The sequence below is a fragment of the Virgibacillus sp. LDC1 genome, from assembly GCF_025792345.1.
Classification (GTDB): domain Bacteria; phylum Bacillota; class Bacilli; order Paenibacillales; family Paenibacillaceae; genus Paenibacillus_AQ; species Paenibacillus_AQ lautus.
On sequence record NZ_JAOXLZ010000003.1, the window covers coordinates 119,138 to 132,509 of the forward strand.

Annotated in this window: 11 protein-coding genes; 10 read left to right on the top strand and 1 reads right to left on the bottom strand. The window is 50.1% G+C overall.

The features are described 5' to 3' along the window. Positions 1-105: 105 nt before the first annotated feature. The 5 genes from OHJ21_RS24155 (at position 106) to OHJ21_RS24175 (ending at position 6,426) form a co-directional block, all read left to right on the top strand. Positions 106-2,073 carry a methyl-accepting chemotaxis protein gene (locus OHJ21_RS24155; protein ID WP_486021372.1) on the top strand — a complete coding sequence of 656 codons (1,968 nt, stop codon included), beginning with the start codon at positions 106-108 and terminating at the stop codon, positions 2,071-2,073. Between the two features lie 209 nt (positions 2,074-2,282). Then, entirely contained in the window at positions 2,283-3,143 is an 861-nt protein-coding gene (locus OHJ21_RS24160) for a transporter substrate-binding domain-containing protein (RefSeq protein ID WP_100540257.1), read from the top strand. A 318-nt stretch (positions 3,144-3,461) separates the two neighbouring features. Continuing rightward, entirely contained in the window at positions 3,462-4,682 is a 1,221-nt protein-coding gene (locus OHJ21_RS24165) for an ABC transporter substrate-binding protein (RefSeq protein ID WP_486021373.1), read from the top strand. 59 nt (positions 4,683-4,741) lie between these two features. Continuing rightward, positions 4,742-5,608, top strand: a complete 867-nt coding sequence (locus OHJ21_RS24170; protein ID WP_100540133.1) for a carbohydrate ABC transporter permease — start codon at positions 4,742-4,744, stop codon at positions 5,606-5,608. Next, complete coding sequence (locus OHJ21_RS24175; RefSeq protein WP_071221920.1) at positions 5,608-6,426, top strand: carbohydrate ABC transporter permease; 819 nt, start codon at positions 5,608-5,610, stop codon at positions 6,424-6,426. The genes OHJ21_RS24170 and OHJ21_RS24175 overlap by 1 nt, the downstream gene beginning before the upstream one ends. A gap of 236 nt (positions 6,427-6,662) precedes the next feature. On the opposite strand, the gene OHJ21_RS24180 is transcribed toward OHJ21_RS24175, so the two are convergent. Further along, positions 6,663-8,126, bottom strand: a complete 1,464-nt coding sequence (locus OHJ21_RS24180) for a carboxylesterase/lipase family protein (RefSeq protein ID WP_486021374.1) — start codon at positions 8,124-8,126, stop codon at positions 6,663-6,665. 205 nt (positions 8,127-8,331) lie between these two features. Here OHJ21_RS24180 and OHJ21_RS24185 point away from each other — a divergent pair, with 205 nt between their 5' ends. The 5 genes from OHJ21_RS24185 (at position 8,332) to OHJ21_RS24205 (ending at position 13,298) form a co-directional block, all read left to right on the top strand. Then, complete coding sequence (locus OHJ21_RS24185; protein WP_486021375.1) at positions 8,332-9,330, top strand: Gfo/Idh/MocA family protein; 999 nt, start codon at positions 8,332-8,334, stop codon at positions 9,328-9,330. Further along, positions 9,327-10,322 (top strand): Gfo/Idh/MocA family protein, encoded by a 996-nt coding sequence (locus OHJ21_RS24190; RefSeq protein ID WP_100540136.1) that lies wholly within the window; start codon positions 9,327-9,329, stop codon positions 10,320-10,322. The genes OHJ21_RS24185 and OHJ21_RS24190 overlap by 4 nt, the downstream gene beginning before the upstream one ends. 437 nt (positions 10,323-10,759) lie before the next feature. Beyond that, entirely contained in the window at positions 10,760-11,659 is a 900-nt protein-coding gene (locus OHJ21_RS24195; protein ID WP_486021376.1) for a helix-turn-helix domain-containing protein, read from the top strand. A 298-nt stretch (positions 11,660-11,957) separates the two neighbouring features. Next, positions 11,958-12,263, top strand: coding sequence for a hypothetical protein (locus OHJ21_RS24200; RefSeq protein WP_127594639.1), 306 nt, complete (start codon positions 11,958-11,960; stop codon positions 12,261-12,263). Between the two features lie 222 nt (positions 12,264-12,485). Continuing rightward, on the top strand, positions 12,486-13,298 hold the full coding sequence (locus OHJ21_RS24205) for a MurR/RpiR family transcriptional regulator (RefSeq protein WP_243390920.1): 813 nt from the start codon (positions 12,486-12,488) through the stop codon (positions 13,296-13,298). Positions 13,299-13,372 lie beyond the last annotated feature (74 nt).

The window sequence follows — 13,372 nt, forward strand, 5'->3', positions numbered from 1 at the left end:
TGTTTGTAGAGAGAAAAGTCCTTACAGAAAAAAGAGCACTTGCAAAAATTTTGGACGAATGATCGGATAGGACCCAGGCACTATTTTTGGGAGGGTTTATACAGCATGCTTAAGAGTCTCAAGCAAAAAATGATTACAATGATTTGTTTGCTCTTGCTAGTCAGTCTTGGATCCGTCTTTGCCGTAACTTACAACCGGTCCTCCGATTTGCTTCAGGAGAGTTTGGACAAGGAAGCACAGCTTAGCGCGGAGAAGCTGGCGCTTCAGATCGACCAATTTCTCGACGTGGAAATTGCCAAGGTTGAAACCATTGGGAAATTCGTCACAGGGAATAAAGCGCAGGATTTGCAATTGATACAAGCGGCGCAGGAAGTGAACCCGGAATTTGAGACCTTTTTCTTCTCATACGATTTGACAGGGAAGAACGTCATCAACTTTCTGGGCGAAGTGACCGACGTGTCCGACCGCGTCCATTATCAGGAAGCCGGGAAGGGCGAAGGTAAGCTGGTTGTGTCGGAGCCGGTGCTTTCCAAGCGTACGGGCAACAACATCGTTACGATGATCATTCCGTTGATGAAAGATGGAAAACAGTACGGTTACATGGGCTCTACCCTTCCAATCAACGAGGTGCAGAAAAAAGTATCCTCCCAGACCTTCGGAGATACCGGATACGCTTTTCTTCTAAGCAAAGCGGGAACGTTCATGTGGCATCCATCAGAGGAATTCGTCCTTCAAAAGAAGGTCGAAGATGTGGAAAGCACGGAATTATCGCAAGCTTTTGACAAGGTGCGTCAAGGCGAGCTTGGAGAATTCGACTATGTACTGGATAACGTTGAGTACTCGGCGGCCTACGCACCATCCAACTTAAACTGGGGCGTGTTCGTAACGGCACCGACCCAGGAGCTGAACGCTCCGATCAAGGAAATGTCGTTTACTTTAGTCATTATCTCGGTTGCTGCCCTGTTCGTTTCTGCCGCTGCTGCGGTTTGGTTCACGGCACAGATTGTCCGGCCGATCCGCAGGCTCAACACGGCTGTTAAGGAAGTTGCAGCGGGTGATTTGACCAAAACCATTCAGGTTAGCGGCAAGGATGAGGTTGCCGTCCTTTCCAGCGATTTTAACCAGACGGTATCGCATCTGAAGCATCTGGTCATTGGGGTGAACGATTCCTCCCGCCAAGTCATGTCGGTCACGGATACCGTTTCGAGCGGGGTGGATACGGCCATGGACAGCGTGGACCGAATCGGTTCTTCCATTCGCCAAATTGCCAGCGGAGCACAAGCTCATGCTTCAAGCTCCAACGAAATCGCGACATCCATGAGCGACATGGCCAGCGGAATCGTCAAAATCGCCGAGACATCCTCGATGGTGTCCGAAGCCGCGCAGGAAGCTGCTAGTCAAGCGGAGACCGGATCGGTTGTTGTTGAGCAAGCCGTGAAACAGATCGGCAACATCGGCGTGGGCACGTCCAAGGTCGGCACGGCGATTGAACGTTTGAATGAGCGTTCCTCGGAAATCGAGCAAATTTTAAGCTTTATCACGGAAGTGACCTCCCGGATCCGACTGCTGTCCCTGAACGCTTCCATCGAGGCTGCCAGAGCGGGCGAGCATGGACGCGGCTTTGCGGTCGTGGCTGAAGAAGTCAAGAAGCTGGCTGGACAGTCCGAGGTATCAACCGATCAGATTGCAAAGCTGATTACGGAAATACGTGAGGATACGATTAATGCTGTACAGGTCATGGACGTCAGCCGGAAGGATGTACAGGATGGCATCGCGCTGATTGAAGAGGTACGCGAGAAATTCGATAACATTCTGAGTGCGACACGCAACGTGGCTGATCACATTTTGGAGGTATCGGCGGCTTCCGAGGAAATGTCGGCGGGATCCGAACAGGTCAGCGCTTCGGTTGAAGAGCTGAAATCCATTGCGGATTTGACTTCCAATGACGCACAGAATGTGACCGCCGCCGTGGAAGAGCAAATTTCAACCATCAAGGAAATTTCGAACTCCGTTAAACATCTGGAGACGGTCGCTCAGGAGCTTAGCAAAGAGCTTGCCAAATTCAGTCTGTAGCATTCCCTAAATCTTATGGACCGCACGTAAGGGGACTTGAGAGGGGGGATGCCTGGAAGCAAAGAAACTCGAATCGTAACCGTGTAAGGCAGTAAGTCAGGGGAAGTACCAGCAAGACGATGATCAGAGTGTTTCAGGCAGATCGATGCCACTGCCAACCAAAGGGCATCAGGATGTACAACTAGATGAAAACTGGAGGAAACGAAGACATGGCTAAGAATTGGAAAAAGGTATTGCTAGCAGGGGTAGTCAGCTTATCATTGGTAGCAACGGGTTTTGCTGCAAACGAGGTGCTCACATCACCGGAGGTATCCGCTAAATCGGCTTCGACCAATGCACCCGGACAGCTAAAGAAACAAGCGGCTTCCCAGCTTGACGAAATTATCGAAAGAGGCTACATCCGGGTTGGCATGACAGGGGATTACAAACCGTTTACATATTTGAATCCTGTTACAAAAGAGTATGAAGGTTATGATGTTGATGCGATGGAAGAGCTCGGTAAAGATCTTGGCGTGGAAGTTCGCTACGTCAACACCACTTGGTCCAACATGATGAAGGACTTGCAGGCTGATAAATTCGACATCGCAGTAGGCGGCGTTACCCGCAACACGGCAAGACAAAAAACGGCTTATGTGTCCCAAGGGTACATTTCCTTCGGTAAAGCACCGTTGATCCGTGCCGAAGACAAAGACAAATACCTTACAATTGAAGACATTAACAAACCTTCGGTTCGCATTGGTGTCAATCCAGGCGGAACAAACGAAGTATTCGTACGCGAGCATTTGACGAAAGCTAATGTGACCGTCGTTCCAAACAACCTGGATATCCCGCATTTGGTAGCGGACGGTACGTATGACGTGATGATTACCGATACGATCGAAGCGATTACGTATGCAAAAGCAGATTCCAGACTGTATGCTGCATTGACGGATAAGCCTTTCACGAACAGCGAAAAAGGCTACATGATTCCTCGCGGCGACTTTGAATATGCAAGCTATCTGGAAATGTGGATTGACGAAATGAAGCTGCAAGGCAAGTTTGCCGACATTCATAAAAAATGGTTGGAGTAGGTTGCATCGGGCTATGAAACGATAGCCGAACCTTGCCAGCAGATCAGGATGAAGACCCTGATCTGCTGGTTTTTTTTATGTCTATGGGAGGGTTCCGTTTCAACGGATCTAATCCATAGGATACTTTCAAAAAACTTTCTCTATACGTGATCTGTTTTCTGTGAAGGAACGTCGAATAGACGTTTTTTTCTGTTGTCTTACACGGTATCTGGAGCGCTGCCTTGGAGCCCGGAAGGTTTACCAACCAAGCAAAAAGGGTAGTAAATAGACATGGACTTTGACCAAAACTACATCAGGATATGAAATGGGGGGCAGACCATGAAGCTTGGTAAATGGATCGCGGCGTGTTTGGTGATCGTACTAATGCTGGCCGCATGCGGTGCAACAGAGGAATCGGGACGCGTGCAGATTGAATTTTTTCAAAATAAGCCTGAAGCGAAAGGTTCCTTTGATGCACTAATTGAGAAATTTAATCAATCCCAATCCGAGATCAAGGTTGTTCAGGTAAATCCGCCGGATGCGGAGACCGTACTCAAGACAAGAGTCGTCAAGAATGATATTCCTGACATTATCGGCATGGGTGCAACCGATACCTATTCATTGCTGGCGCAAAGCGGCATTTTTATGGATTTGACGAATAATCCGCTGCTGAGTCAGGTGGATGAGACCTATGTCCAGATGCTGAAAGACGTAGCGGGGATGGACGAGGTTACGGGCATTCCCTATTCAACGAACGCTAACGGCGTGATGTACAATACGGAAATTTTTAAGGAATTGGGGCTCAGCGTTCCCAAGACCTGGGACGAGCTGTTAGCTACGGCGCAGAAGGCCAAGGATGCGGGGAAAATCCCGTTCTATTTCACTTATAAAGACGATTGGCAGACGGTGCTGCCGTTTAACGCATTGGCATCCAATCTGGAAGGCATTGACTTTTACATGGATCGGCGGGAAGGCACGGTAACGTTTGCCGAGAAATACCGGGAGATTGCGGATAAGCAGCTCGCGCTGATGGATTATGGCCATGGGGATAACTTTGGCAAGAACTACGCGGACGGCAACCGGGATTTTGCGAGAGGCCAATCCGCCATGTATATCCAAGGAACCTGGGCGATTCCGGAAATCCGGAAAGCGAATCCGGATGCACCGATCGGCTTCTTCCCTATGCCAACCGGCAATAAACCCGAGGAGAATAAACTAATATCGGGCGTCGATACATTACTTGCCATATCCGAGGATTCGAAGCATAAAGAGGAGGCCCAGCAGTTCATTCAATTTTTGCTGGAGCCTGAGAATAGCAAGCAGTATATAACGGAGCAAACGCTGTTCTCCACCGTTGAGGGCGTGAAGCAGGAGGATCCCGCCGTCGCAGAGCTTCTGCCTTATCTGGAGCGGGGCCAGGTCATCGATTTTGCCGACCACTACATTCCCGCGGCGGTGCAGCTGAACTCGGTGATTCAATCCTTCCTTCAGAACCGGGATATCGACGGGTATCTGAAGAAGCTGGACACCGAATGGGACAAGGTAGCTGACAGGCGTTAACGGGCGGAAGGCGGTATTTTCTTCACACGATATCCAAGAAGCATTGAGGAGGACCCAACATGAACAAGCGGCTTATGCCTTATTACTTGATGACCGTGCCGGCGGTCGTGCTGTTCTTCGTATTTCTGACGCTGCCGGCTTTGCAGGGGGTGTATTACTCCTTCACGAACTGGAACGGATTCGGCGATAACTTCGATTTCATCGGATTCAAGAATTACGTCAATCTGTTTAAGGACGGCAACGTGGGCAATGCGTATTGGTTCACATTCAAATTCGCGGTCGTGGTAACCATCCTGATCAACATCTTCAGTCTGCTGATTGCCATGGGGCTGAATGCCAAAATCAAAGCGAGGAATTTCTTCAGAGGCATCTACTTTCTTCCGAATATTCTGAGTGTGCTGATTGTTGGTTACATATTCAACTACCTGTTCTCGAATGTGTTCACCATTTGGGGACAGAACCTGGGGATCGAGTGGCTGTCCACCAATATCCTGGGCAGTGAACAGCATGCCTGGATCGGGATTGTGGTGGTAGCGGTATGGCAGGGCATAGCGTATAACACGATCCTGTATCTCGCGGGGCTCCAGACCATCCCTCACACACTGTTTGAAGCGTCCAATCTCGATGGGGCGAACCGCTGGCAGGAATTTTGGAAAATAACGTTTCCGCTGATCGCGCCGTTCTTTACGATCAACATGGTGCTGGCGATGAAGAATTCCCTGATGGTCTTTGATCAGATCGTCGCCCTCACCAACGGCGGTCCGGGCCGGGCGACGCAGTCGATCTCCCACCTGATTTATACGGGCGGCTTCGAGGGAGGAGAGTTTGCTTATCAATCCGCGAACTCCGTGATCTACTTCATCCTGATTGCAACGATATCGATTGTGCAGATTCGGTTCCTGCAGAGAAGAGAGGGGGACATGTAATGCGGACGAAAACCAACTGGACGGTGATGATTCTCATCACATTGGGTACGATACTGATCTTGTTCCCGCTGTATATGACGATCACGATTGCGCTTAAAACGCCGGAGGACATGCTGGCTTCCGTATTCGGCCTGCCGAAGGAGCTTCATTTCGAGAATTTTACGAATGCCATAAAAATGACCAATTTCTTCAACGCGCTGGGCAACAGCGCCATGGTAACGACAGCAACGGTGGTGCTGACCCTGCTGACCAATTCGCTCGTCGCTTATGCGATTGCCCGCAATATGAACCGGAAGTTCTTCAAAGGCTTGTACTTTTATTTCATCAGTGCCATGTTCATTCCATTCCCGATCATTATGCTGCCGCTGGTCAAGCTGACAGCCGGGTTTAATATGACGAATCTGGTCGGGCTTACGATCCTGCATACCGTATATGCCTTGGCATTTAACGTATTTGTGTACGTGGGTTATATTAAATCCATCCCGGTTGCGCTGGAGGAGGCGGCCCGAGTGGACGGTACCTCGACTTGGGGGACCTTCTGGAGGATCATATTCCCGATTATGGCGCCGATCAATGCGACGGTGGGCATTCTGATTTGCCTCTCGACCTACAATGACTTCCTGCTGCCGCTCATCATTATCAGCGATACGGATTCCTATACGCTGCCGCTTGTGCAGTATATATTCCAAGGGCAGTTCAATACAGACTTCAATCTGGCCTTTGCTTCATACCTGATGGCGATGCTCCCGATGATCATCATCTATCTGTTCGCACAGAAGTGGATCATCAATGGCATTACGCAGGGAGCTGTGAAATAAGGCTGCTTCCTGCCTTATCCTAGGGCCCCCTTAGTCCTCACCATCCTTTCGCTGCAGCAGGCGGGGGCTGGGGAGCCCACGATCAGCGGCATGTACATGTACGGCCCATAATAACAAAAAGCTGTATTCCAGCATGATATCCATGATGTCATGCCTGGAAATACAGCTTTTTTGCTGCCATAGGATTCTATTGAATTCTATTGGCATAAGGGACTCCTTGCTTATGGCTTGCTATTTTATAATTGCAGCATTTCCCGCTTCTCCGCATCCGGGTCCTCGATGACCCTGCTGTCGTTGTTGAATATCATCGTTGAACGCGATGCCCGATCATAAGCAGGCCACGGCAGCGCCTCTGTATCCGGTGAGCCATTGCGCGCAAATGCAATCCAAGCATCCTGCATCCGGTCGGACAGGGCTTGCGTAGCGGCATCGACTTGAACACCGATGTTCTGAAACAGCGCCAGCGTGTTGAATACAAACGGGATTTCCAGGGCGTGCATCGCTTTGCCGAGAACCGGATGATTCGGCAGCGTCCAATCGAATCGGTACATCCATACCGGCGCGTGTTTGCTCTGAGCGGAAGCGAACTGCAGGGCCGAGCGCCAGAAATACAGGTCGGTCATAATCTGGGCATGTCCGTCGATGCTGTACGGGTACTCCTTGGTGATTGGGGCGGCATCCTCAATGCCGGTCATCATCTCCACGGTGCGGACAAGATCGTTCTCCTTCACAAGCGGCATGTCCGGCCGGAAGAACAAAGCCCCTTCATCGTGATTTGTTCCGATCAGGATCGGCACGTCTTTGGCCCAGCCCGATTGAACAGCCTGCAGCGGATCATGAGGCAGCGTGTCCGGTTCCAGCACCGGCTGGAAGATCATGTTGACGCCGGCTCCAATTCGTTTCTTCAGCCGTTCCCCGGCTTCAAATATTTGCTCACCTGTGAGGGATTCAAGCTGATGGGCCTTATCAGGCGTTATGTCCAGCTCCTTAAGCAAACCAGCCGTTACCATCTTTGCCTGTTCCGGAGCCATGACCTGGGCAGCACCGCTTTGCATGATGGCCCGGTGGAACAACCCTTTGGCTGCCGGCATTGCAAGTAAGGCTGCAATGCTCATGCTGCCGGCCGACTCTCCGAATACCGTCACTCGCTCTGGGTCGCCGCCGAAGGCCGCGATATGATCCCGCACCCATTGCAGGGCGGCGATCTGGTCCAATAAACCGGTATTGGAGGAATAGGCTTCACCGAATGGAGAGAGATGGAGAAAGCCGAGCGGACCCAGCCGGTAATTGAGCGTTACCACAATCACGTCTCCACGGAGAACGAAGGGCGCGCCGTTATAGCTTGGCAAGCTGCCCGAGCCTGTGACAAAAGTGCCCCCGTGAATCCATACCATGACGGGCAGCGGCTCCGCCGGCGTGTTCAGGGGTGCCCACACATTGAGATAGAGGCAATCCTCGGACACCGTTTTGGTCACTCCTCCGCCAAGCATGCTTGAGGTGGATTCAAGCGGTTGAAGGCACATGGGGCTGAAGGCGGTAGCATCTTTTATCCCGTCCCATGGATCGGGGGACATGGGAGCACGGAACCGAAGCGGACCGATCGGTGGCTTTGCATAAGGGATTCCCTTCCATACACGTACTCCGTTTTCCGAACTGCCTTGAATACGCCCGTCTTTTGTTTGAACGACAAGTTCTGACATGTTCTCGCTACACCCTTTCTCTCTACTCTATATATACACTTTACCAAGTTAGCGGCATAAGTTCAAAAAAGCACGAATCATGTGAAATATAGGCAGGAATGTCATGTCACATGAAGAATGTAACAGGGTGGAGTAGTATTCGCGCACAACGGATACGGCATCACCTTTTGGTCCAAGTCATTACAGGTATACTGGAGGGATAAGCATGAACATAGCGATTTTGGGCTGTGGAACGATGGGAACGGCCTATGCGCACAACTTGGCGAAAATGCCGGGAGTAACGGTGACAGGCGTGGTTGATATTAACGCCGGGCGGGCTGAGCAGGCAGCAGCTTTGACCGGGGCGAAGGCATACACGGATGTAGAGTCGCTGTTTGAACAAAAAGATTTGGAAACGGTTGCGGTGTGTCTGCCCACCTATCTCCATAAACCGTTTGTACTGAAGTTAGCTGAAAAAGGACTGCACGTGATCTGCGAAAAGCCGGCAGCATTAACGCTGGAGGATGCACAGGAAATGAAGGCAGCCTGCGAGAAGCACGGAGTCCGGTTGTTTATCGGACATGTCGTCCGGTTCTTCCCGAACTATCATGACGCTTATCGGCAGGCTCACTCCGGAAGCATCGGAACACCGAAGATGGCTCACTTTAAGCGGTACGGTTCGTACCCGCAGGGTATGGATGGATGGTATAACGACCCAGGCAAGAGCGGCGGTGTTATCATGGACCTCATGATTCACGATATCGATTTTGCCTGCTGGCTGTTCGGGGAAGTGGAGTCGGTATATGCTTCCATCGTTAAGCGGGATGAGCCTGAAATGGAGTATGCCCAGCTTACGCTTCATTTTAAAAATAGCGCAATCGCCAGTCTAACCGGCTATTGGGGGTATCCCGGACCGTTTACAACGCAGTTCGAGATCTCGGGAGACCAGGGAATTATAAGATTTGACAGCAATCAGGTGCAGTCTCTGGACATTAAACTGGTGAATGCGGAGGCAGGCGAGGGAGCAGCCGTACAGGTTCCTTCAAGCCCAAGCCTATATGACCCTTATTATAACGAGGTGCAGCATTTTATCGAGTGCATCCGAAACGGCAGCGAGCCGCTCGTAAGTATTAAGGATGCTTGCTACGCCGTTGAAATCGCTCAGGCAGCGGAGCAATCGGCCCAGACTGGACAGCCCGTGATGATCGGAGGGACGGTTTCATGAAGAAAGTTAAAGTAGGCTTTATCAGCTTTGCCCATATGCATGCAGCGAGCTATCTATTCGGCATGCTGAAGCGAGATGATGTCGAGGTGGTCGGCGTCGCCGATGAAGACGCGGAGCGCGTGCGCCCTTACTCCGTGGACCGGGGCATACCGTATTATGCAGACTATAATGAATTGCTGGCACAGGAACTGGATGCGGTTGTCATCTGTTCGGAGAATGCGCGTCATGCGGAATTCACCAAACTTGCCGCTGCGGCAGGTAAGCATGTGCTGTGCGAGAAGCCGTTAGGCTTGTCCGAGTCCGAAATGCTGGAGATGATTCAAGTGTGCAAGGATCATGGCGTTCAGCTCATGACGGCTTTTCCTTGCCGTTATATTACGTCCGTTCGTCAGGCGAAGGAAGCGATTGACGCAGGGCAAATCGGCGAAATTTTGGCCATGAAGGGAACCAACCGGGGAACCATGCCGGGCGGCTGGTTTATCGAACGGGAGAAATCGGGCGGCGGCGCCGTATTGGATCATACCGTCCATGTGATGGACCTGATGCATTGGTTTACGGGCAGCAAGGCAGAGGAAGTATACGCCCATGCGGAAACGCTCTTCCATGACACAGAGATTGACGATGCCGGCATGGTCCACGTCAAATTCGCGAATGGCGTTGTTGCTGTACTGGACCCAAGCTGGTCCCGTAATCGCACCTTCCCTACCTGGGGGGATGTCACGCTTGAGATCATTGGCACCAAGGGTGTGCTGAACATTGATTCCTTTGCTCAGAAGAACGATGTCTACAGCGATGTAACTGGTAAAGCGGCGTGGAGCTTCTGGGGCGATGACATGGACGCAGGTCTCGTCAACAGCTTTATCGACAGCATTCGCGATGGCAAGCCGGTCGAAATAACGGGGGAAGACGGCTACTATTCTGCCCGTGTAGCCATTGCAGCGTACGAATCCGCAAGCACCAAGCGCACCGTTCAGCTGAAGCCGCAGGGATAGTGCGGTATGCGGCTTAGCCGTACAGCAGAATGCGCTCGGCTATATAATGCGGGAGTGCCCTGGAGTTCGGGGATCCACCGAATTACAACGGGTAGAGGAAACTGTCATCAGGGATGACATACATTTTTCCTGCCCGAGACGAGGCTGCTGTGAATCACGGAGCCAGGCCTCTGTTGAGGCGCGTCTTAGCTTTCTTATGGCATGAGTTCGCTTGCAATAGGCCTCTTCGATGATCGTAATCGAAGGGGCTTTTTTTATTTCAGAAAGATTAAATTTCAGAGCTTGAGCCTCCCTGATCTCCGCAAGAAGACAGCTTCCGCTATTTGCGATTGGTTTTGCGAGAAATCACGTCGACAGACGGTTATCTTATGTTGGCAAAAAAGATCAAAAACGCTCTTCTCCCGTTTGGTATCCTAATAACAAAGGAGGGCCTGACCTTGAGTACCCAGCGTATCATCCAAAAAAGTATAGCGTACATGGAGCAGCATCTGGAGGAGCAGCTGACCCTCACGGATATTGCATCCTATGCCGGTTTTTCGCCATATCACTTCCACCGCTTGTTTCGGAAGGAGGTTGGCATGAATATCGCGGATTACCTTAGAAAACGAAGACTCTGTTATGCAGCACAGCTCCTGCTGCACTCCGAGGCTGCGATTATCGACATTTCCCTGCACTGTCACTTCGAGAGTCAGGAGTCGTTTACGAGAGCATTCAAAAAATTGTACGGCATGCCGCCGGGGCGTTACCGCAAAATCTTTGCGGTTCACGCTCAACACTCAAGCTACCAAAAAGGAGAGGATCATATGCAGCAGCAAACGCAATCCGCATTAAAAGGCTGGTTTCTGAGCGGAAGTCATCCGCATGATTATGAAATCGGCGTCGACCGGTCCACCGTCCACCAAGGAAGCACTTCCGGTTACCTAAAAGCCCTTACCCCAATGGAAGATGGCGCTTTTGCGACCATGATGCAGCAGTTCAAAGCCGACAAGTATGCGGGCAAGCGGATGCGGTTCTCCGGCTTTGTCAAAACCGAGAACGTCAAAGAATACTGCGGGCTGTGGATGCGCGTCGATAATCGTGCGGAAGACGTGCTCCAATTCGATAATATGAATGACCGGCGCATTGTGGGCAGCACGCACTGGAATCACTATGCGATCGTGCTCGACGTACCCGAGGACAGCGCCACGATTTCGATCGGTGTCCTGCTGATGGGGACAGGCAAGGTGTGGGTGGACAGCTTCCGCTTTGAAGAGGTGGATCTCAGCGTACCTACGACGAACCTCGACTTTCACTATGAGCTGCTGGAGGAGCCCGCCAATTTGTCGTTTGAAGAGTGAGGCGGAGGGGTTTCAAGCTGCTATTGAGAATGAATGAATCCTGGCTCATCGATGGATAGGGGATTCCCCGTACAACCATTAGGCAGAAGTCCCTCCTTATCGGAGGGCTTTTTCTTCATGGATGAATGGTTGCGCTGCACCATATTTACTCCTATGATGGTCTTGAGCAATTATCCCTATCATTCTGACAATCATAGAGAGCATTTAGCGCATTAGAAACTTTTATCATCCGCATCTTTTCTTGTCCACGATATTTCTGAAGAGTACGAGTATCTATTTACCAAAAGGAAGGTGTACGATGCAGGTAATAACGCTATGCGGCTCGACCAAGTTTAAAGCACAGTTTCGGGAAGTCGAAGCTGCGCTTACGTTAAGCGGACATATCGTTCTTAGTGTCGGTTTTTTTGAGCAGAGCGACGGGATCGAGATCACGGAGGAGCAGGAGCGGAAGCTTAAAGAGCTGCACTTCCGCAAAATCGATATGTCGGACGAAATCTTTGTAATCGATGTGAATGGCTATATTGGAGACAGCACTCGGGCTGAGATTGAATACGCCAGCTGTCATGGTAAGAAGGTACGGTATTATTCAAAGGACCAACTGTAGTAGTCTGCTCCTCGAAGTACCCGCATTTATGATATTCGTTGACGGACAGAACGGACGTTGTTTACTAAAAATCGGTCTTCCGGACGAGCTCGATATCATTCTCTGTATATCCGTTTTTACGAACTAGGATTCAGGATGGGCACTAGCATTCACGCCCATAGCAATAATATTGAATCCATATGCTTTTTTTGTTATAATTCCCAAATGGCGGTGGTGGATTCAATGGATATTTATATGGTTATTCAGCAGTTATATCCGAGTTTCTCGAAGAAAGAACAGTTGGTAGCGAATTATATTCTTCAAGAAGGTCAATCAATTAATAACATGAATATATCTGTGCTGGCGAACCATGTTGGTGTCTCGAATGGGACAATCACGCATTTTTGCAAGAAGATTGGTTGCCGTAATTTTGCCGAATTGAAGGTTCAGTTGGGCAGGCTTCGTACTGCGACGGCTCCTTCGGCGGAGGACAATATTCTCATACAAGTATCTAAATTCTATCAGACGGTCATTGAGCGTTCGAATCAATTGCTGGACATTACATATTTGCATCGACTTGCTGAAGCGATTAAGAGCGCAGCACGAATTTACATATACGGAATCGGGAGCTCGGGACTTTCAGCGAAGGAAATGATGCTTCGCTTGCTGCGTATGGGCTTCAATGTGCAGAGTATTACGGATTCTCATTTAATGCTGATCAATAGTTCGATCGTGAACGAGAATGATTTCGTTATTGCGATTTCCAGTTCAGGGGAAACGTCTGTCATTGTCGACGCAACCAGAATTGCAAAGAATAATGGGTGCAAAGTCATCTGTCTGACCAGCTTCTCCGAAAGTACACTGGCGCAACAAGTGGACTCTTTTATTTTGGTCTCCAATACATTGTTTGTTGATAAAGAAAGGTTTGTAAATAGTCAATTTTCCGTCATGTATGCGATAGATATTTTATGTATGATCTTACTCGAGGATGCGGATTTAAATAGTCGGATGCAAATTACAGTGAATACGATTCTTGAACACAACCGAATGGATTAATAATAAAGCTTTCATCGTACCTGTGAACCTCAGAAGTTGACGTATTTTTCGTCTGCTGGAGGGCACAGGTTTTT

What these genes read in the sequence shown, in the direction of transcription:
- OHJ21_RS24155 (WP_486021372.1), top strand. Translation starts at nt 106, where the DNA reads ATGCTTAAGAGTCTCAAGCAAAAAATGATTACAATGATTTGTTTGCTC.
- OHJ21_RS24160 (WP_100540257.1), top strand. Translation starts at nt 2,283, where the DNA reads ATGGCTAAGAATTGGAAAAAGGTATTGCTAGCAGGGGTAGTCAGCTTA.
- OHJ21_RS24165 (WP_486021373.1), top strand. Translation starts at nt 3,462, where the DNA reads ATGAAGCTTGGTAAATGGATCGCGGCGTGTTTGGTGATCGTACTAATG.
- OHJ21_RS24170 (WP_100540133.1), top strand. Translation starts at nt 4,742, where the DNA reads ATGAACAAGCGGCTTATGCCTTATTACTTGATGACCGTGCCGGCGGTC.
- OHJ21_RS24175 (WP_071221920.1), top strand. Translation starts at nt 5,608, where the DNA reads ATGCGGACGAAAACCAACTGGACGGTGATGATTCTCATCACATTGGGT.
- OHJ21_RS24180 (WP_486021374.1), bottom strand. Translation starts at nt 8,126, where the DNA reads ATGTCAGAACTTGTCGTTCAAACAAAAGACGGGCGTATTCAAGGCAGT.
- OHJ21_RS24185 (WP_486021375.1), top strand. Translation starts at nt 8,332, where the DNA reads ATGAACATAGCGATTTTGGGCTGTGGAACGATGGGAACGGCCTATGCG.
- OHJ21_RS24190 (WP_100540136.1), top strand. Translation starts at nt 9,327, where the DNA reads ATGAAGAAAGTTAAAGTAGGCTTTATCAGCTTTGCCCATATGCATGCA.
- OHJ21_RS24200 (WP_127594639.1), top strand. Translation starts at nt 11,958, where the DNA reads ATGCAGGTAATAACGCTATGCGGCTCGACCAAGTTTAAAGCACAGTTT.
- OHJ21_RS24205 (WP_243390920.1), top strand. Translation starts at nt 12,486, where the DNA reads ATGGATATTTATATGGTTATTCAGCAGTTATATCCGAGTTTCTCGAAG.